The sequence below is a fragment of the Halomonas sp. CnH100-B genome (assembly GCF_024124605.1).
Lineage (GTDB): Bacteria > Pseudomonadota > Gammaproteobacteria > Pseudomonadales > Halomonadaceae > Vreelandella.
Map to the genome: position 1 here is coordinate 195694 of NZ_JAMXRX010000004.1, position 18721 is coordinate 214414.

The window sequence follows — 18721 nt, forward strand, 5'->3', positions numbered from 1 at the left end:
ACTATGACGGGGCCTACCGCCGTCAGCGAAACACTCTACACCTCGCTGGCTAACCAGCTTCCCAGCTTTCTCAGCAGCGCCTTGCTGCAATGCAAGCGACTACCGACCCTACCCGCCGTAGCGCTCAAGGTGCTAGACATCTCGCGCAGTGGCGACGCCACTTTGAGCGATTACGCCCGCGCCATCGAACACGACCCTGCCCTGACGGCCCGGGTCATGAGCGTGGCCAATAGCGTGCACTACCTGCGCGCGGCCCAGCCGCCTCATACCTGTTTCGAGGCGACCCAGCGCCTGGGGCTGGATGTCACCCTGGCCACGGTACTGAGCTTTTGCCTGTTTGAACATGGCCACACCGCCCGCAGTCGCCAGCACTTTTGGCAGCGCGCCGTCACGGCGGCCGTCGCCGCGAGCTACCTCGCGCAGCAGCTCTGCCCCCACCAGTCTGGGAGCGTGTTTACCTCGGCGCTATTGCAAGACATTGGCATGTTGGCCCTGCAAACCGCCTACCCCACCGACGCTGACCTGCTGTATGGCACCGAGCACACCTCCCACCTACATACCCTTCAGGTGGAAAGGCGCTATTTCGACTGCGACCACGCTCTGGTGGGCGCTTGGTTGCTGGCAAAATGGGGCGCCCATGACGCGTTAGTGCAAGCGATTCACGGTAGCCACGACGGGCTCGATACCGAGGATAACGCTGCGCTCTGCCTACGGGTCTCCGGCTCGGTGGCCGATGCTTGGTTATCGGCCAATCCCGCTCAAGCATTAGCAGGCGTGATACGCCAGCTCCAGGCGTTAGCGCCTGCGAGCGAGTGGGCCATGTCGGGGCTGCTGGCACACCTGGAGCAGTCCCTTCCCCCCTTGATGGACACCCTCGGACTGAGTCAGCCCGTCCCGGTCGACAGCGTAGCGCTACTGCAGGAGGCTCAGCAGCTGCTCTTTGAGCACACCTTGGTGCTCAGCGCTCGCTTGGACGCTCAGCAAAAAGCACGCAAAACGCTGCTCAACGATTACGCCATGCTAGAGCAGCGCAGCCGGATCGACCCGCTGACCCAACTGGCCAATCGCGCTTGGCTGGAGGAGCAGCTACGCGCGCGCTTTCACCTCTGCCTATCGACCAAACGCACCATGTCAGTGGTGTTCATCGACCTGGACCACTTCAAAGTGCTCAACGATCGCTTCGGCCATCAGGCGGGCGATGAAGTGCTCACCCGTTTTGGCAAAATGCTCGCCTCGCTGATTCGCGTGGGCGACCTGGCGGGCCGCTACGGGGGTGAAGAGTTTCTGGTGATTCTGCCGGACGAGGATGCCGAGGGCGCGAGACGTTTTGCCGAACGCATTACTCGACGCTTGCAGGAGCGCCCCATGGCACGGATCGAGCAAGAGGCGCTTTACGTCTCAGTGTCGATTGGCGTGGCTTGCCTGACCGACGGCGGCTTTGGCAACGAGCGCGAACTGATCGATGCCGCCGACCAGAGTATGTACTTCATCAAACGCTCTGGCCGGGGCGGGGTGTCGGTGTATGGTCACTAACCCTGGCCGTCAGCTCGTCATGGCATAGGGCAGGTAGAGCGCGATGCTGGGGAAGAGATGCATGAGCGCAATGGCCAGCAGCATCAGCAAAAAGAACGGCAGCGTCGCTTTGGTGATGGTCAAAATATCCTTACCGGTCAACCCTTGGATGACGAACAGGTTAAAGCCAACCGGCGGCGTGATTTGCGACATCTCGACCACGATCACCAGGTAAATGCCGAACCAGATCAGATCGAAGCCCGCAGCGCTGATGACCGGCATGATAATCGCCGTCACCAGCAGGATCAGCGAAATACCGTCCAAAAAGCAGCCCATGATGAGCAGCAGCAGCGTCAGCGCAATGAGCAGCATCGTAGGCGAGAGCCCCATCTCACCAATCGCCTGCGCCAGCTTCATGGGAACCTGAGTAAAGCCCATGGCCGAAGTGAGGAACGACGCACCGGCAATGATGAAGGCGATCATGCACGCCGTACGCACCGCCGCAAACAGCGAGTCGGTAAAAATCCCTCGATTGAAGTGGCCGTTGAACCGGGCAATGATCATCGACAGCACCACGCCCACCGCAGCCGCTTCCGTCGGCGAGGCCAGCCCGCCGTAAATCGAGACGATGATGCCGCCGATCAGCAGCAAAATAGGCACCAGCGCCCAGGTATTGCGCAGCTTTTCGGCGAAGCTCATATCGGATTCATCGGCACCGGTGAGGCCTTCGCGGTTGCCTTTGAGCAGCGCCCACAGCACCAAATACGCCATGAACAGCGCCAAAATCATTAAGCCGGGACCAATGCCCGCCATAAAGAGCCGCGAGATCGACTGCTCCGTGACCACACCGTAAACGATCAGCACGATCGAGGGGGGAATCAGCAGACCCAGCGTGGACGCACTGGCCAGCGTGCCAATCGCCATATTGCTGTCGTAGCCACGACGCTCAAGCTCTGGCAGGGTCATTTTGCCCACCGTGGCACACGTTGCTGCCGATGAGCCGCACACCGCTGCAAACATCCCGCTACCAATGATATTGGTATGCAGCAAACGGCCCGGCAGGCGATTCAACCAGGGGGACAGTCCACGGAACATGTTGTCCGCCAACCCCGAGCGAAACAGAATTTCGCCCATCCAGATAAACATCGGCAGTGCCGTCAAATCCCAGCCGTAGCTTGCACCCCAAAAATCGGAGGCCAGGATAGGGCCGGGGTCAAAGGGGCTGAAAAACTGCAGCGCAATCCATGCGGTGCCTATCAAGGCAAAGGCAATCCACACCCCGCTGCCCAACAGCAGCACCAGGGTCAACATAGTCGCTAAACTTAGTAGTAGCACGAGGGTCTCTCCCGAGTCGCTGCTTAATGCGCGTCGTTATCGTCGATGGACATGGCTTCCCGAAAGCTTGCCGGGTCGCGTATGGCAATGCGCCCAGCCATCCATAGTGCTTCTAATAGCGCCAAAGCCAAAAGCCCTACCCCAACGGCGAGCGCCACCTGGGGAATCCATAGAGGAATCGACATAAAGCCCGATGACACATCGTTGTACTGCAGGCTTTCCCTCGCCAAACCGATCAGGCCATAGGCCAGCAAAACGCTGATGACCAACGCGATCAACAGTCCGAAGACCTCAAACCACACGCGCACGGCTGACGGCAGACGTGAAATCAGTAAGGTCACTCGGATATGGGCATGATGAACAAAGGTGTAAGCCAGCCCCAGAAACGTGGCGCCCACCAATAAATAGGAGGCCATTTCCGACACCCCCGTAATACTGATACCGAGTCGGTTAACGCCCACCAGCACCAGTAGGGCATCCACTAAACGGAAAGTGACTTGGAGCGCGATCAGCGCACAAATGGCCACCATGCACGCTGCTGCGCCCCAGGCACCCAGGCGATAGAGTTTGTCGAATTTAAACGTCATGTTCGCAGTCTCACAGAGCGCGTAGGGGAAGGGGCAGCCCGCGAGCTGCCCCAGGCGTTACCGAAGCAACGAGGCTTTAGTTGCCACGCTGCGAGCGGTAGGTTTCCAGTGCCGCTTTGGCTTCATCGTCTGCACGAGACTGCCAATCGGCGAATAGCTCGTCACCGGCCGCCTGCAGTGCAGCCGCTACGTCAGCATTGGGCGTCGATACGCTAATGCCATTCTCTTGTAGCGCCGCCAGGCTTTCCTCGTTGTTCTCACGGCTCATCTGCCAACCGCGCTCTTCGGCACGCGCCGCTGCTTCCATCAGCGCGTCTTGAGTCGCTTCGTCTAAGCGGTCAAAGCTGCGCTGGCTGATGAAGACGATGTTCTTCGGCAGCCACAGGTTGGCATCGGTGTAATCGGTCACGTAATCCCACGCGGCCATCGAGTTACCGGTAGAGCTGGAGGTAATCATGGCGTCCACACGGCCCGTGCTGAAGGCAGTGGGAATATCGGACTCCTCGGTTTCAGTGGGGCTACCGCCCAGGTTATCGACGAAACGCTGGGTGTTGATGTTCGGCGCACGCACGCGCAGCCCTTCGAACTGGGCCGGATCCGTCAGCGGCTCGGCGGTATAAATACCCTGCGCAGGCCAGGCGACGGCGTAGAGCGGAATCAGCCCTTCATAGGCGAACAGCTCGGTGATCATTGGCTTGGTGGCTTCCCACAGCGCGTAAGCATCGTCGTAGCTACCGGCCACACCGGGCAGCGTATCGACTTCGAAAATCGGGTCGTCGTTGGAAAGGATCGACAGGAACACCTCACCGGCATCGATGGTGCCGCGACGCACCGACGGTTTGATCTCCCCGTGGGACACCAGCGAACCGCCGCTATGGACGGTAATGGTGAGCTCGCCATCCGTGGCTTCTGCCACGTCTTCCGCGAACTGCTTGGTGTTTTGGGTATGAAAGCTGGCATCGCCGTAGGGCGTCGCCATGGTCCATTCAGCGGCCTGAGCGGTCGCGGCGGCGGCAAGGCTGCAAGCCGTGGCAAGAAGTAGGGGGGTAGCCAAGCGGGTACGCATAGGAAAAGTCCTCTTATTCATATTGATGGAGGTGCTGCACGGGGGTGGAGGAAGGAGCGCTAGGTGTGACCCAGCGTCCGGTAAAACACGTGTTCGTGATCTCGGTATGCTTTTCGGCGGCATACGCCAGCGCGCACTCCTGCGCCAAACGGGCAACGCCGCGGCAGAAGCGTGGATGATTGGCGCTACGCCAAATCACATCATAGTGCATGGCGGGTAACGGCGCGGGGAGGGCCAAGCGGTAGAGCTCGCCACGCCACCACTCATCCAACACGGTAGCGACCGGTAGCGCGCCAATCCCTAAGCCTTCCGTGGTCAAACGCACAATGGTCATGAGGGTGCTGACGCTATGAATACGCGGCTGATGAACACCTTGTGCCGCCAGATAGCTCACCAGCTCTTCATAAGGGCGCGCCAGCTTGCCAAAGGAGATGAACGGCAGCGTGGTGCACCACGCGTGGGGGCGTGCGCTCAGCATTTGGGCATGGCGTGGCGAGACGAACATGCCCATTTCGTAGGGGATTAGCGTCTCTTGGTCGATCTGCTCGGGGGGCAGGTAGCCGTTCATGGCCAAGAGAATATCCAGCTCGTTGCTCATCAACCGCTCGTTAAGCGCGGGAGAGTAGTCGACAGTCAGTTCGATGATCAGCTTGGGGTAGCGCTCGGTGAGGCGCTGCATGAAGCGAGGAAACCAGCTATGGGCAATCGTCTCGATCGTGCCGAGCCGCAACGGTGCCGAGAAATCCTCTTCGCTGTCGAACAGCTTCAAGGCTTCATCGCGCTGAGCCAGCATACGCTCGGCGTGGAGAAAGAACTCTCGACCGCGCATCGTGGGCTGAATAGGCCGCGCCGAGCGCTCTAACAGCAGCTCGCCCACCGTGCTCTCTAGCCGTGAGATACGCTCGGAGACGGAGGGTTGCGTGATGTGTAAGCGCACCGCCGCTTTACGAAACGAGCCAAGCCTGACGGCCCATACGAAGGCGTCGAGTTCCTTAAAATCCAGCATCGTCTTTACCAGCCTATCAAAAGCGCATTCATGGAAAGCACCGCATCAGGCGCTTTCACCACGCCGCCCACCGCGGGTAACCCTGGTGAAGCGTCGCTATGCAAATGTGTGTGCAACCTGCCGTGCTGGGCACGGGCAAGCTGTCGCGGGGCTGGCAACCGCATGTGGTACTCCTCGGAAATCACCCTTCCCTAACCATTGTTATAAGTGTCGCAAACACGCGACATACGGCGGATCAGGGCGTCTCTTTTGTAATCTTTTTTGAGTCGCTTTCTTTAGTTGATAATCGTATCACGCCCTAGCGTCAACTATTTTTCTACTAAATAACAGCATGATAGGAACCACCGATACTTAATATCGCTAAAAACGATTGGCACTTGAGACACAGGCTCCATATATTATTTTTGCGTTAACACAACCATAAACATACTGACTAACGAGTCATCATGATTAGCAAATGGTTTCCTCATTTAGCTAATTAATTGCGATATCAATTACTAACAACACGCAATCCTGCAGGAGACGTTATGGCGATTCCGCTGCTTAACTGCGATATGGGCGAAAGTTTCGGCAACTGGTCGATTGGTTTGGACGCCGATGTCATGCCCTACGTTGACTGTGCCAACATTGCCTGCGGTTACCACGCATCCGACCCCCACGTGATGCGCAAGACAGTAAAGCTTGCCGTTCAGCACGGCGTAAAAATCGGTGCGCACCCTGGCTACCCGGATTTAATGGGCTTTGGCCGCCGCTCCATGGCCTGCTCGCCTGCCGAAGTGGAAGACATGATGCTCTACCAAATCGGCGCACTAGCGGGCATTTGCCAAGCGGAAGGCACCGCGCTGAGCTACGTCAAACCCCACGGGGCGATGTACAACGACATGGCTGCCAATCTGGCATTGCTGGAAGGTGCCATGCGCGCCGTGAAGGCATTCGATGTCCGCCTGCCGCTCATGGTGATGGCCACCGCCAATCCAGCGCCGCATCGTCAGTTAGCGGAAAAAATGGGCGTGACGCTGTGGTTTGAAACCTTTGCAGACCGCGCGTATGAGGCCACTGGGCACTTAGCCTCTCGCCGCCTGCCGGGGGCCGTGCACCACGACCAAGCCACCATCGTCGCCCAAGCCGTCACGCTTGCGAAAGGGGAACCCCTCACCGCACGGGATGGCAGCGCCTTGTACCTGCCCTGCGACACGCTCTGCGTGCATGGCGATAACCCCGAATCCGTGGCCGCCGTGCGCGCCATTCGTGAGGCCTTTACGGCGCTGGAGTCCGCGTGAAACTGCGCTTAGAAACGGCAGCGATGGACGCCCTGACGGTGCGTCTGTTCGATGCCATTGATGAAAGCAATATGGCGTGGATCATGGCCGCCGACGAGGCGCTACGGCGCGCCTTCGATCACGCGCTGATTGATCTCATTCCGTCGTACACCACCCTGCTGGTGCACTACGACTGCCAAAAGCTCACCTTTGCCCAGGCCTCGACGCTCGCGCGCAGTGCGCTGCGCAATTTAACGCCCGCCGATGCCCAACAGGGCCAGCTCCACGAAATCCCCGTATGGTACGACGAGCGCGTTGGCCCGGAGCTACCCACAGTTGCCCAGCGCGCTGGGCTCAGCGTCGAGGCGCTGATTGAGCGCCACTGCAGCCACGACTACTGCGTGTTTGCACTGGGCTTTGCCCCTGGCTACGGCTTTATGGGCCTAGTGGATGAAGCCATTGCCACGCCGCGTTTGAAAACGCCCCGCCGGCGCGTCGCGGCCGGAAGCGTGGGCATTGCCGACCGGCAAACCGCCATTTATCCGCTACTTTCCCCCGGCGGCTGGAACATTCTTGGCAGAACAGCCGTGCCGCTTTTCGAGCACGCCAAACGTGGCGAGCCGCTGCTGCGACCGGGCGATAAAGTGCGCTTTAAGGCGATATCCCAATCAGAATTTGAAGCGGCTGGGGGCGATACGACCCCGCTGGAGGAGCGGTCATGAGCCAACCCATGTTGACCGTCAAGCAAGCCGGACCGCTGGCGCTGATTCAAGATGCGGGCCGCTTCGGCGTCGGCCACTTAGGCGTGACTCAGGGCGGTGCCGCCGACTGGATCGCCTTCCGCTGGGCCAACTGGCTGCTGGGCAACCCGCTGGAGAGCGCCGCGCTGGAAATCGTCATGGGCGGCAACCTGACGCTGGTGGCCAATAGCGACGTGCGCCTTGCCCTCACCGGAGCCGACCTTGCCGCCACGCTGGATGGCCAGCCGCTGACGCCCAACGACAGCTTTATGATGCAAGCGGGCCAAACGCTGGTCTTTCGTCAGCCGCGAAAAGGCCTGCGCGCGTACCTTGCCTTTCCTGGCGGGCTTGATGCGCCAACAGTGCTGGGCAGCCAAGCCTGCACGGCAAGAGAGCACATCGGCGGCCTGCACGAAGATGGCAAACCGCTTAAAACCGGCGATCAGCTCACCTGGAAAGGCAGCAGCGCCACGCCGCGACAGTTACCCCAAGGCACCCAGCTTCCCCTGCCCGACTCAGAAGAAACCGTGCTGGACATGGTGCTGGGCTCCCAAGCCGCGCACTTTGCCGGGCGCAGCCTGTTCGATGCCTTCAACCAGCCCTGGACCGTGGACCAACGCGCCGACCGCATGGGCATTCGACTCACCGGCAAAGCGCTGAACAGCCGCCTGGGCGGCATCGTCTCTGAGGGGATTCCGTTAGGTGCCGTGCAGATTCCTCCCGATGGTCAGCCGATCATTCTGATGAACGATCGCCAAACCATCGGTGGCTACCCGCGCCTGGGTGCTTTGACGCCCATGGCCTGCGCCCGCCTCGCCCAGTGCTTGCCGGGCACCAAGGTGCGTTTGCAGCCCATTAGTGCGACGCAGGCGCAGGCGGCCTACAGAGCGCAGTTATTGAAGTGGCAGTAAGGCTAAAAAGCCCCTCATCAGGGGCTTTTATCGCTAGGAGTGCCTAATGAGCCGCTTGCTTCTTCGCCGGGTCATTGGCAGTGCGACGCTGTGTACCCAACTCTTCAGCGATGGCGGCAAAGAAAGCATCGGTAGAGGCTTGATGAGGCTTGGTCACAAGACTAACGCCAACAAACAGCACACTCGCGACCACAATGCCCCATACACCGGCAGGCAGACCCAGTAGTGAATTGCCGGTGGCATACATCAGCAGTACAAAGGCGCTGGTACCCACCACGCTGGTCAGTGCACCGGCAGCCGTGCCGCGCTTCCAATAGAAAGCACCGATCAGCGCAGGCACCATAGCCACCAAGCCCGACGAGGCGGCCACCGACAGCACTGCAATCAGGTCAAGCTGCAGCTCGGCGAACGCCAGCGCCATCAGTGCAATCACTGGCACCACACACTTACCCACCAGCAGTTGACGCTTTTCACTAACGCTGGGTTTGAGGTTGGCATAGACGTCGCGGGAGACCATGGATGCCAGGGTCAGCATGATCGAGTCGATGGTGGAAACGGCCGCCGCCATGATGCCGATCATCACTATCACGCCTAATACGGGCGGCACGAACTCGGAGGCCAGTAGCGTGGGCGTGGCTAAATCGGCGCGCTCTAGGCTAGGGAAAGCGGCCAACGCCGAGAACCCCCACAGCACGGAGACCAGAGTGTAAATAAACCCGAACACCAAAAAGCCAATCAGCATGTGGCGCATTGAGCGCAGCGACGAGGGCATGAAAAGACGCTGACTGACCTGCGGATTCGACAGGCTAAAGAAGAACCAGGGAATGGTGAGCCCTAGAAAGGTCACAAAGCTGAATAGCCCTGGGCCGGGTACCGTCAGGGACTGAGGGTGCTCCGTTGCCAACGTATCGAAGAGTACGCTAAAACCGCCCAGGTGTTGGATCACCAAGAGCGCGACCAACGTGGACGCCACGATCATCATGATGGCCTGGAGCGAGTCGGTCCACATGACTGAACGAATCCCGGCGATATAGGAGAAGAAAATGGCGATCACCGTGGCCAGCACGACCCCAGTGGTAAACGTGATGGTGCCATCCGTCATCCCCTGAAGCAGATAACCCACCCCGGCGAGCTGGACGGCAGAATAAGGAATCAGGAAGATACAGCTCGCTATCGACACGGCCATGGCCACCGGCTTGCTATGGTAACGATGCCCCAGCATCTCGCTGGGCGTCACGTAGCCGAACTTCTTGCCGACCGCCCAGAATTTAGGGCCGAAAACCGCCACCAGTGAGACACCGGCAAAGTAGATGATTTCAAAACCGAGCGCGCCCACGCCACCCGCATAGGTCAGGCCAGCCAAGCCCACCATCATGAAGGCGCTATACGTTGTGGCACTGTAGCTCAGCGCCGAGACCAAGCCGTTCATTTGGCGGTTACCCAAAAAGTACCCCGACATGCTGTCTGAGCCGCCTTTCGCCGAGCGTTGGCGCGACAACATAGCGATGCCAATCGCGACGACCACATAGATAGCGATGGACCACCCAATGAGCGACTCAGTCATCGCCATGTTCCTTAAAATCTGAGGTGATGAACACGTTCAGCGCAATGATGACCAGTCCGGCCACGGTCCAGAACAAAAAGCTGCCGTACCACCGCGACACGTCGCTCAACAGCGTGTAAGGCACTAAATAGCTCAACAAGACAACGGCCCATACGAGCCATATCCATTTACTGCGTGTCATCGTCGATCTCGTGTTGTTACATGGGAGGGAAAGCACACGCTACTGTAGCAAAGCTGACGAACCAGCGATGCCCAGACACGCATACAAAAAAGGCACCCACTAGGGGTGCCTTAGATAGTACGACGAACCGTTGCTGACTTACGACGCGACGTCGAAACGGTCAGCGTTCATCACTTTGGTCCAGGCGGCGACGAAGTCTTTAACGAACTTCTCACCGTTATCGTCCTGGGCATACACTTCTGCGTAAGAGCGCAGCAGCGAGTTGGAACCAAATACCAGATCCACACGCGAGGCGGTCCACTTCACGGCACCGGTCTTACGGTCGCGGATTTCGTAGGCGTTGCTACCTACCGGCTTCCAGCTGTTCCCCATATCGGTCAGGTTCACAAAGAAGTCGTTGGTCAACTGGCCTTCGCGGTCGGTGAAAACGCCGTGTTTGGTGCCACCATAGTTGGTGCCCAATACGCGCATACCGCCCAGCAGCACGGTCATTTCCGGGCCGGTCAAGCCCATCAGCTGCGCACGATCCAGCAGCATCTCTTCCGGCTTCACCACGTACTCTTGCTTCTGCCAGTTGCGGAAACCATCGGCCAGCGGCTCCAGCGGTGCGAAGGAGTCCGCGTCGGTCATCTCGGCGGTCGCATCGCCACGGCCTTTCAGGAAGGGCACGCGTACTTCGTAACCTGCTGCTTTCGCGGCTTTCTCGATACCGACGCTACCGGCCAGTACGATCACGTCAGCCACGCTAGCGCCGGTGTCTGCCGAGATCTGCTCGTAGACGCTCAGCACTTTCGCCAAACGCTCCGGCTCGTTGCCCTGCCATGTATTCTGCGGAGCCAGACGGATCCGGGCACCGTTGGCACCACCGCGCATGTCGGAGCCACGATAGGTACGGGCGCTGTCCCAAGCGGTGGCGACCATGTCGCTGATGCTCAGACCGCTTTCCGCGATTTTCTGCTTGACCACTTCTTCGCAGTAGTCAGTGTTACCTGCCGGAATCGGGTCTTGCCAAATCAGGTCTTCTGCCGGTACTTCCGGGCCGATGTAACGTGATTTCGGGCCCAGGTCACGGTGCGTCAGCTTGAACCACGCCTTCGCGAAAGTTTTCTTGAAGTACTCCGGATCCGCGATGAATTTTTCGCAGATAGCGCGATAGGTCGGATCCATCTTCATCGCCATATCCGCATCAGTCATGATCGGGTTGTGGCGAATCGAGGGGTCGCTGGCGTCGACCGGCTTGTCTTCTTCCTTAATGTTGATCGGCTCCCACTGATGGGCACCGGCAGGACTCTTTCTCAGTTCCCACTCGTAGCCGAACAGCAGATCGAAGTAGCCCATATCGAACTTCGTAGGGTTGGTGGTCCATGCCCCTTCAATGCCCGAGGTCACGGCGTTGCTCGCCTTGCCCTGCATGTTGGGGTTGCCCCAGCCAAAGCCCTGGTTTTCAACGTCAGAGGCTTCTGGCTCAGCGGCCAACGCAGAGGCATCACCGTTACCGTGACACTTACCGACGGTGTGGCCACCAGCGGTCAAAGCCGCCGTCTCTTCGTCGTTCATCGCCATACGGGCGAAGGTTTCACGCACCTGCTGGGCGGTTTTCAGCGGGTCCGGCTGACCGTTGACACCTTCCGGGTTTACATAGATGAGCCCCATCTGGACGGCGGCCAGCGGGTTTTCCATGGTTTCGGGTTTGTTGACGTCGTCGTAGCGCTCGTCAGAGGGCGCGAGCCACTCTTTTTCGTTGCCCCAGTAAATGTCTTTCTCGGGCTCCCAAATATCGGCGCGACCGAAGGAAAAGCCGTAAGAGGGCAGGCCCATGGACTCATACGCCACGGTACCGGCCAAAATCATCAGATCAGCCCAGCTGATTTTGTTGCCGTACTTCTTCTTGATCGGCCACAACAAGCGACGTGCTTTATCCAGGCTGACGTTGTCCGGCCAGGAGTTGAGCGGTGCAAAGCGCTGCGCACCGGTACCACCGCCCCCACGGCCGTCAGCAATACGGTAGGTGCCTGCGGAGTGCCAAGCCATACGGATCATCAAGCCACCATAGTGCCCCCAGTCAGCGGGCCACCACTCTTGGCTGTCAGTCATCAGCGCGCGAACGTCTTTTTTCAGCGCGTCGAAATCGAGCTTACGGACTTCATCACGGTAGTTGAAATCCGGGTCCATCGGGTCTGATTTGCGATCTTGCTGATGCAAAATATCCAGGTTCAACCCTTCCGGCCACCAATCCTTGTTGGACGTACCGGTCGAGGTGTTACCACCATGCATGACAGGACATTTACCGCTCATAGCTCTCTCCCTTATTGCTCTTAGCCTTGGTGATACCAAGGGAACAAATGCTGTGCATCTTCACGCTAGATGAGGTACCGACGCCCACCGTCGCTAGCGCAGGAATGCGTTATTCACGTGTCACAGTTTTAAAGCACCTTCGCAATAGTCACAATTTGCATTTTACGACCAATGTAATAGCTCGCAGCTATTGAAAATATCGCCTCCCTCGTCGATAGGTATCTATGCGTCCGTGCCTTTGGAGCATAGCGCGACTTTTATGACAGTGTATGACGAATATCCGCGCGGCTTCTTGCCTTGTTGCACCATCGCCGTATGGTATAAACGCTATACTTTCCTACCATAAAATTAAATATCGATATAATGTTTTCAGCCGACCTCGGCATTACCGCGGATAGCGGCAGCCGCAGCCATAGCGCTGCTTTCGATTCGACCTCTCAGAGTAATTCCTCATGCTGACGGCTAGACGTCCCGCACCTGGCTTTACCCTGCTAGAGCTTTTGGTGGCCCTGGCGCTCTTCGCCACGCTAGCCACCATTGCGATCCCGAACTTTTCACGCATCATCCAGGAAAACCGCGTCGTCACGACCACCAACGACTATAAAATCGCGCTGAGCTTTGCCCGCAGCGAAGCGGTGCGGCGTAACCAGTCCGTCAACCTCCTTCCCGTGGCCGAAGGCTGGAGTGATGGCTGGGAAGTGCAGGCCGATGAGGTGGTACTACGTCGCTGGTCCCAGGAAGTAGACGACATTGCCATAGTGAATGCGCCTGAGCGTTTTACGTTCAATAGCCAGGGGCGCTTGGTGACGGCAGCGTTTGCCTCACAAAGCGTCTCCGTCACGCTGAATGAGATAGGCCGCTGCGTACGTATCGAACCGAGCGGCATTTCCCGTGTACTCACTACCCGTCAAGCCTGCGACTAATTCATTAGCGAGCAACGCCATGCCAACACCACAACGAGGTATCTCACTGCTGGAGTCACTGATCGCACTGCTCGTGTTGTCGATTGGCTTGCTTGGGGTGCTCGGCTTGCAAACCCAGTCGCTGGTACATAACCGCGCTGCCTATTTTGAAACCCAGGCCACCAATATGGCCCAGGACATGCTGGATCGCATTCGCGCCAACCGAGAGCAAGCGGCGGACTATGCACTTACGCTCGGCGAGGAGGTCGACGGCGACGACCTGCCTGCCACGGATCAAACCGAGTGGATCGCAGATATCATCACCATGCTGCCAGGCGGCGCTGGAGGTATCGAGGTCGACAATCGACGCATTCGTGTCACCGTTCGCTGGGACGACACCTCGTCTCCCAACGACATCCGGCAAATACAACTGGTTTCGGAGCTATAGCGTGGGCAGAGGCGAACCTCAAACAACACAGGCAGGCTTTACGCTCGTGGAGCTGTTAGTGGCCATGGTCATTGGCTTATTGGTCATGGCAGGTGCGACCCAGCTATTCATCTCCTCCCAGCAGAGCTACCGTTTTCAAACCGCGCTGGCCGATATGCAGGATACCGGTCGGTTTGCACTGGATACGTTGGCCCGTGAGCTTCGCCAAGCCGACTATAGTGGCGGCTGTGCGCTGCCCCAGACGAGCGTCCATCTACGTCACTGGGCGGATAGCAATGCGGACGCCTTGCCCCTTCAAGCATGGAACACGCCCAGCAACCATGATTTTACGGCAAGCCTCACGAGGCCCGTCGATGGTCAGGATGTGCTGGCGTTTCGTGGCGGCTTGGTCGCTCGCACAGGATTTACCAGCGACTCCCTGGCTGTCGAGCGCGTCGATGACAACCAGCAAATCACGCTGAGCCGAGAGATAGGAGCCGTTTTTAACCGTCGACTGGTACTCCTGCAGGGGCTGCAGAATTGCGATATTTTTTACAACACGTCTAACGATGCGCGAACGCTGCAGAAAACGGCATCGGCCGGTTGGCAAAGCAACCTCGCCCCCAATCTGAGCCACTGGGGTAATGCGAGCGGACTCACCTACAGTGCGGGCCAAAACGTATCGCTGAGCGCCTTGAGCAGTGCGATCTACTACGTTGGGCAAGATATCAACAACGATAACGTACCCTCGTTGATGCGCTTGGACCTGAGCCCAACGACGCCCCGTAACGAGGTGGTAGCCAGCCATGTGGTGGCCATGCGCACGACGTTTTTGATCGACGACGCCTATGTATCGCCCGAAGGGATCGACATTGCGGATTGGCCCAACGTGAGGGCGGCGCGCGTTACGCTCATCGTACAAAGCGACCGTCCCAACCTGCGTAACGCCAACACCACGCTGGCGATCGGCAATTTTCGAGGGGACAACGCATTTACCGGCGGCAACGGGCGGATTTATCAAGCCTTCACGACGACCGTTTCTTTGAGGAATCGCTAGCATGCAGAGCCACGCATTGAGGCATCAGCGAGGAATGGCGCTCGTGTTGAGCCTGATCTTCCTCGCCATTGTCACCATTTTGAGCCTCTCTTCCATGCAAGGGGCGATTACCCAAGACCGTATGGCCTCTAGCCAGCGTGATTACGGTGTTGCCTTTCAGACAGCAGAGGCCGCACTGAGCGAAGCAGAGGCCCAGTTACAAAACGGCGCTACCCCCGGCAATGGCTGGAGCAACCATGACATGGATATGGAAGAACTCACACGCAACCCGCGCTATCGCATCCAGACGCTAGCACCGCTGGGGTCGCGTACCGTCAATGACGGCACCGAGGTGGTCGAGATGCTTTATCGTATTGATGCCGAAGGGTTTGGCCGTGGTGAAGATACCAGCGTCACGCTCGAAGCCCTCTACGTTCGTCAGCAGCAGGTGGAGGTAGTGGCACCATGACATGTGCACGACTCGCGTTACTCTTGTTGATCACGTCGCTGACGCTAGGCTCTGTAGAGCGGAAAGCGATCGCTGCTGGTAACTTTCCTCCAGACTCTCAACCTGAAAACCCTTCTCCCGATCCGGAGCCGGACCCTGAGCCAGAACCAGAACCAGAACCAGAGCCTGAGCCTGAGCCTGAGCCAGAACCGCCTATCGGCGGAGGGGGCGACGAACCCATTGATGACAATTACGACATCCCCGACGACCAAACAGGCCTCTCCCCTGCTCCGTTGAACGTGGTCAGTCGCGTTCCACCTAACGTTCTACTCATTTTAGATAATTCAGAAAGCGGCCAGGAAGGGTTAGACGGTCGCGTGGCCATTGGCAGTAAAGAGGGTGACCGTGAAACGCTTGCCGCCTGCCAGCCAGACACTTTCAATGCTTCTCAGTGTCCCGCTGGGGCAAGATCGCCACTCAGCAAATCTAGCATCATGAGAAGTGTCGGGCGTGAGCTCATCGCGCAATATCGCGGTGAACTTAATCTAGGCCTAATGGCGTATCAACAAAACCCTGCCTCAAATTTTCGCAATGACTTTAGTACAGGAGGTACTGTTCGCTGGCGGCTTACCGAACGCATGTTGGCTCCCCGCTTTAGCACATCAATGACACCTAGTTTTTATGACCCGAATTTTGAGGGAAGCTGGGATTCACCAACCAAGCGCTATCGCGCCAAGCTACCCAACGAGAATATTTACGCATTTTTCAATGTTGGTCTGCCTGGATACACTTATACCGATGGGACATTTGGCGTACCCACCACCGATAACATTGAATACATGAGTGCAGCGGATAGACAAAGCGATCAGTTTTATCAAAGCAGAGGGGAAAGAACCTATTACGCTTATAGGGACATTGAGAGTACTCAGCCGCGCTTTGACGATTACTTTAATACTTATAGAGTCCTGTTGACGGATGGCTTGCGTCAGCGAGGTATTCCTCACTTTGGTGACTATTTAATCAATTACCCCCTTAGACAACTTGAATGGCGGACAACGTCTTCTCCGGGCCTAGGCTATCTGCACGTGCCTATTGGAGGAATCAGCGATGAAGGCATGGTAGACGAGGACCATTGGGATGCCATCGACGTCAAGCTTGGCACACAAAGACATGACTGGAATGGGACTGGTAATCCCATGACGGACGCCAACTGGCCGCTCATATCAGCGGGCCTGACACCTTTAGAAGGCACCATGTACACCGCTCGTGATTACTTTTTAAACAATACAGAGAGAGGCAGCTCGTTTGGCCCCTACCAGGGGCGTCGTGCAGACATTTCTATTCCCAACATCAATAACCCAGATGCCCAACAGTGTTTAGTAAATGCCAATATTTGGCTGACCGACGGTTTACCCTCGGTAGACAGCTCGGGAAACTCGCTAGGCAACGACGTTAGCGGCGCTTTGGCCAGCGCCGAGGCGGCCATTAAGCGACTCTACGACGACACTGACACACGTCTTCCCAATCCGGTGAGAACCTATGTGGTTGGCTTCAGTCTCCCCCCCGATATCGCCAATCTACCCAACGTTTCCGATGACCCGCTTGGGGATCTCGCCCGAGCAGGTGGCACCGAGCGGGCCTACTTCGCCAACGATGCAGCGTCGCTGAACGAAGTCATGCAGCAGGTGCTGGGCAATATCATCGCCGCGTCTCAGTCCAACACCTCCGCGGCGGTGAATAGCGACGAATTTGGTCTTGAAGATGGCAACCTACTCTATACCGCAGGCTTTCGAAGTGAGGATTGGTCAGGGCGTTTAGCAGCATCGGAGATCGCATCGAATGGCACGCGCAGCCAGCGCTGGAATGCCGAAGCCGAACTGGCCGAGCAAGCGGGCAATCGACGGCTGTTGACTTACCGGCGACTGGACAACGGCACTGAAAGCGGCGTTTTGCTCAGCGCTGATAACAGCGGTTTAAGCAGTGCCGAAGTGCGCTGGCTACAAGGACAAACCGTCCCCGAGTTACGGCAACGCCAATCGCTGCTGGGCGATATCATCAATGCCAACCCTGTGTACCTGCAGGGCACCGACAACCGTGCAGCGCTTCTGCTGGCGGCGGCCAACGACGGTATGCTGCACGGCTTCGATGCGAAGACCGGCCGAGAACTGTTTGGTTTTTTACCGGCTGAACTGACCCAAGGCGATGCGCCCGCCATTCGCTCACTGATGCAACCCGACTATAACCACCGCTACTTTATGGATGGCACCCCGGCGGTTCGTGAAGTGAACATCTCCGGTGGCCCTTCTGCCGTGGCCGTCGGCACTATGGGCGCTGGTGGACGGACGGTGTTTGCACTCGATGTGAGCGACCCAACCGATATGAGGGCGGCCGACGTGCTTTGGGAATTTCGCCATCCCGAGCTGGGCACGGGGGTCACTCAACCCACGATCACGCAGCTAACCGATGGCACATGGGCCGCTATTTTTGGCAATGGCTATAACAGCACAGGTTATCAAGCATCTTTGTTCGTGGTGGATCTCGCTACGGGGGAGTTGATCAAGCAGATCCAGACAGACGTCGGCAGTGCGGAGGCACCCAACGGGCTGGCAACGCCAACCGTCACCGCTTGGCCGAGCTATAATGGCGCGCGCTTTGCCTACGCAGGCGACTTGGCGGGCAATATGTGGCGCTTCTCATTAACCGGCAATGGCGACGTTAACCAGCTATATCAAGGCAACGATAGCCAGCCCATCACGTCAGCCCCCGCCGTAACCCTCAGCAGCGGCTCACCGGATACGCTACTGATCAGTTTCGGCACCGGCAGCTATTTCCGCAACGGCGATATTGGCGATCGCTCGACGCAGCAGCTCATCGGCCTGCGTGACCAAGTGAATCGCAGCTCGACCATTACTCAAAGCGATCTACTGCTTCAACGCATTACGGGTGAAAACTCACAGAGTGGCTTTAACCGCCGCGCCAGCACCAACTTCGCCCCTGACAGTAACGACGTGGGCTGGCGCTTGGAGCTGCCTGCCGGAGAGCGGGTGATTGCCGCCCCGTCGATCTCCAGTAGCCTCCCACGGCGGGTGCGCTTCTCGACGCTGCTCCCTGACGAATCCGACCCCTGCGGCGGTGGGCGTAGCGGGTTCTTTATGTCGCTACTGGCCGACACCGGCGGCAGCGGCGGCTCGACCACGTTCGACTTCAATGGAGACGGTACGCCCGATAGCGACGCTACGATCAACGGCAATGCCATTACCGGCCTTCAGGCAGGCACCGGCGAGCGTTTGGTGGGCGTGAGCGATGGCAACATCGAGCGCCTCTTCGTCGGCAACCCGGATGACCCAAACGCCTCACCGAATGGCGATGGCTCCATCACGATTGGTTTTAGCGATGACCATCTGGGGCGGCGCTCCTGGCGGCAGTTAACCGGGGAAGAGAACGACACCTGA

General features: G+C 58.2%; 17 protein-coding genes. 9 read left to right on the forward strand and 8 right to left on the reverse strand.

Going from position 1 to position 18721, the window contains the following annotated elements; all coding sequences use genetic code 11:
• Nucleotides 1-3: 3 nt before the first annotated feature.
• Nucleotides 4-1533: a GGDEF domain-containing protein gene (locus NH398_RS10530; protein WP_253018435.1), complete on the forward strand. Its 1530-nt coding sequence runs from the start codon at nt 4-6 to the stop codon at nt 1531-1533.
• Between the two features lie 9 nt (nt 1534-1542).
• Here NH398_RS10530 and NH398_RS10535 read toward each other — a convergent pair whose 3' ends face one another.
• The 5 genes from NH398_RS10535 to NH398_RS10555 all read right to left on the reverse strand — a co-directional run bounded on the left by NH398_RS10535 (nt 1543) and on the right by NH398_RS10555 (nt 5670).
• The gene (locus NH398_RS10535) at nt 1543-2847 is read right to left on the reverse strand and encodes a TRAP transporter large permease subunit (RefSeq protein ID WP_253018436.1); all 1305 of its coding nucleotides are present in this window, start codon (nt 2845-2847) and stop codon (nt 1543-1545) included.
• 23 nt (nt 2848-2870) lie between these two features.
• Nucleotides 2871-3434 (reverse strand): TRAP transporter small permease, encoded by a 564-nt coding sequence (locus tag NH398_RS10540; protein ID WP_253018437.1) that lies wholly within the window; start codon nt 3432-3434, stop codon nt 2871-2873.
• 76 nt (nt 3435-3510) lie between these two features.
• Complete coding sequence (locus NH398_RS10545; RefSeq protein ID WP_253018441.1) at nt 3511-4500, reverse strand: TRAP transporter substrate-binding protein; 990 nt, start codon at nt 4498-4500, stop codon at nt 3511-3513.
• 13 nt (nt 4501-4513) lie between these two features.
• Nucleotides 4514-5506 carry a LysR family transcriptional regulator gene (locus NH398_RS10550; RefSeq protein WP_253018443.1) on the reverse strand — a complete coding sequence of 331 codons (993 nt, stop codon included), beginning with the start codon at nt 5504-5506 and terminating at the stop codon, nt 4514-4516.
• Nucleotides 5507-5511: 5 nt separating this feature from the next.
• A complete protein-coding gene (locus NH398_RS10555; RefSeq protein ID WP_253018445.1) occupies nt 5512-5670 on the reverse strand; it encodes a hypothetical protein in 159 nt (52 codons plus the stop codon).
• Between the two features lie 363 nt (nt 5671-6033).
• Here NH398_RS10555 and NH398_RS10560 point away from each other — a divergent pair, with 363 nt between their 5' ends.
• Genes NH398_RS10560 through NH398_RS10570 form a run of 3 tightly spaced genes read left to right on the forward strand, consistent with a single transcriptional unit; the run spans nt 6034 to nt 8416 of the window.
• Nucleotides 6034-6786, forward strand: coding sequence for a 5-oxoprolinase subunit PxpA (locus NH398_RS10560; protein WP_253018447.1), 753 nt, complete (start codon nt 6034-6036; stop codon nt 6784-6786).
• Nucleotides 6783-7487: a 5-oxoprolinase subunit PxpB gene (gene pxpB, locus NH398_RS10565; protein WP_058577450.1), complete on the forward strand. Its 705-nt coding sequence runs from the start codon at nt 6783-6785 to the stop codon at nt 7485-7487. The genes NH398_RS10560 and pxpB overlap by 4 nt, the downstream gene beginning before the upstream one ends.
• Nucleotides 7484-8416: a biotin-dependent carboxyltransferase family protein gene (locus NH398_RS10570; protein WP_253018449.1), complete on the forward strand. Its 933-nt coding sequence runs from the start codon at nt 7484-7486 to the stop codon at nt 8414-8416. The genes pxpB and NH398_RS10570 overlap by 4 nt, the downstream gene beginning before the upstream one ends.
• A gap of 43 nt (nt 8417-8459) precedes the next feature.
• Here NH398_RS10570 and NH398_RS10575 read toward each other — a convergent pair whose 3' ends face one another.
• The 3 genes from NH398_RS10575 to katG form a co-directional block, all read right to left on the reverse strand.
• Nucleotides 8460-9980, reverse strand: coding sequence for a sodium:solute symporter family protein (locus tag NH398_RS10575; protein WP_253018451.1), 1521 nt, complete (start codon nt 9978-9980; stop codon nt 8460-8462).
• On the reverse strand, nt 9973-10161 hold the full coding sequence (locus NH398_RS10580) for a hypothetical protein (protein ID WP_159343386.1): 189 nt from the start codon (nt 10159-10161) through the stop codon (nt 9973-9975). The genes NH398_RS10575 and NH398_RS10580 overlap by 8 nt, the downstream gene beginning before the upstream one ends.
• A gap of 138 nt (nt 10162-10299) precedes the next feature.
• A complete protein-coding gene (gene katG / locus NH398_RS10585; RefSeq protein ID WP_253018453.1) occupies nt 10300-12456 on the reverse strand; it encodes a catalase/peroxidase HPI in 2157 nt (718 codons plus the stop codon).
• A 452-nt stretch (nt 12457-12908) separates the two neighbouring features.
• Here katG and NH398_RS10590 point away from each other — a divergent pair, with 452 nt between their 5' ends.
• The 5 genes from NH398_RS10590 to NH398_RS10610 all read left to right on the forward strand — a co-directional run bounded on the left by NH398_RS10590 (nt 12909) and on the right by NH398_RS10610 (nt 18721).
• Nucleotides 12909-13379: a GspH/FimT family protein gene (locus tag NH398_RS10590; protein ID WP_159343388.1), complete on the forward strand. Its 471-nt coding sequence runs from the start codon at nt 12909-12911 to the stop codon at nt 13377-13379.
• A 19-nt stretch (nt 13380-13398) separates the two neighbouring features.
• The gene (gene pilV, locus NH398_RS10595; RefSeq protein ID WP_159343389.1) at nt 13399-13806 is read left to right on the forward strand and encodes a type IV pilus modification protein PilV; all 408 of its coding nucleotides are present in this window, start codon (nt 13399-13401) and stop codon (nt 13804-13806) included.
• Between the two features lies 1 nt (nt 13807).
• Nucleotides 13808-14842 carry a PilW family protein gene (locus tag NH398_RS10600; RefSeq protein WP_253018455.1) on the forward strand — a complete coding sequence of 345 codons (1035 nt, stop codon included), beginning with the start codon at nt 13808-13810 and terminating at the stop codon, nt 14840-14842.
• Between the two features lies 1 nt (nt 14843).
• On the forward strand, nt 14844-15290 hold the full coding sequence (locus tag NH398_RS10605; protein WP_253018457.1) for a PilX N-terminal domain-containing pilus assembly protein: 447 nt from the start codon (nt 14844-14846) through the stop codon (nt 15288-15290).
• Between the two features lie 1175 nt (nt 15291-16465).
• Entirely contained in the window at nt 16466-18721 is a 2256-nt protein-coding gene (locus NH398_RS10610) for a PilC/PilY family type IV pilus protein (protein WP_253018459.1), read from the forward strand.

Bases quoted from the DNA above. Each gene is read 5' to 3' on its own strand.
- NH398_RS10580 (WP_159343386.1), bottom strand. From the start codon at position 10,161: ATGACACGCAGTAAATGGATATGGCTCGTATGGGCCGTTGTCTTGTTG.
- NH398_RS10545 (WP_253018441.1), bottom strand. From the start codon at position 4,500: ATGCGTACCCGCTTGGCTACCCCCCTACTTCTTGCCACGGCTTGCAGC.
- NH398_RS10540 (WP_253018437.1), bottom strand. From the start codon at position 3,434: ATGACGTTTAAATTCGACAAACTCTATCGCCTGGGTGCCTGGGGCGCA.
- NH398_RS10560 (WP_253018447.1), top strand. From the start codon at position 6,034: ATGGCGATTCCGCTGCTTAACTGCGATATGGGCGAAAGTTTCGGCAAC.
- NH398_RS10550 (WP_253018443.1), bottom strand. From the start codon at position 5,506: ATGCTGGATTTTAAGGAACTCGACGCCTTCGTATGGGCCGTCAGGCTT.
- NH398_RS10530 (WP_253018435.1), top strand. From the start codon at position 4: ATGACGGGGCCTACCGCCGTCAGCGAAACACTCTACACCTCGCTGGCT.
- pilV (WP_159343389.1), top strand. From the start codon at position 13,399: ATGCCAACACCACAACGAGGTATCTCACTGCTGGAGTCACTGATCGCA.
- NH398_RS10605 (WP_253018457.1), top strand. From the start codon at position 14,844: ATGCAGAGCCACGCATTGAGGCATCAGCGAGGAATGGCGCTCGTGTTG.
- NH398_RS10555 (WP_253018445.1), bottom strand. From the start codon at position 5,670: ATGCGGTTGCCAGCCCCGCGACAGCTTGCCCGTGCCCAGCACGGCAGG.
- NH398_RS10590 (WP_159343388.1), top strand. From the start codon at position 12,909: ATGCTGACGGCTAGACGTCCCGCACCTGGCTTTACCCTGCTAGAGCTT.
- NH398_RS10570 (WP_253018449.1), top strand. From the start codon at position 7,484: ATGAGCCAACCCATGTTGACCGTCAAGCAAGCCGGACCGCTGGCGCTG.
- katG (WP_253018453.1), bottom strand. From the start codon at position 12,456: ATGAGCGGTAAATGTCCTGTCATGCATGGTGGTAACACCTCGACCGGT.
- NH398_RS10575 (WP_253018451.1), bottom strand. From the start codon at position 9,980: ATGACTGAGTCGCTCATTGGGTGGTCCATCGCTATCTATGTGGTCGTC.
- NH398_RS10610 (WP_253018459.1), top strand. From the start codon at position 16,466: ATGACGGACGCCAACTGGCCGCTCATATCAGCGGGCCTGACACCTTTA.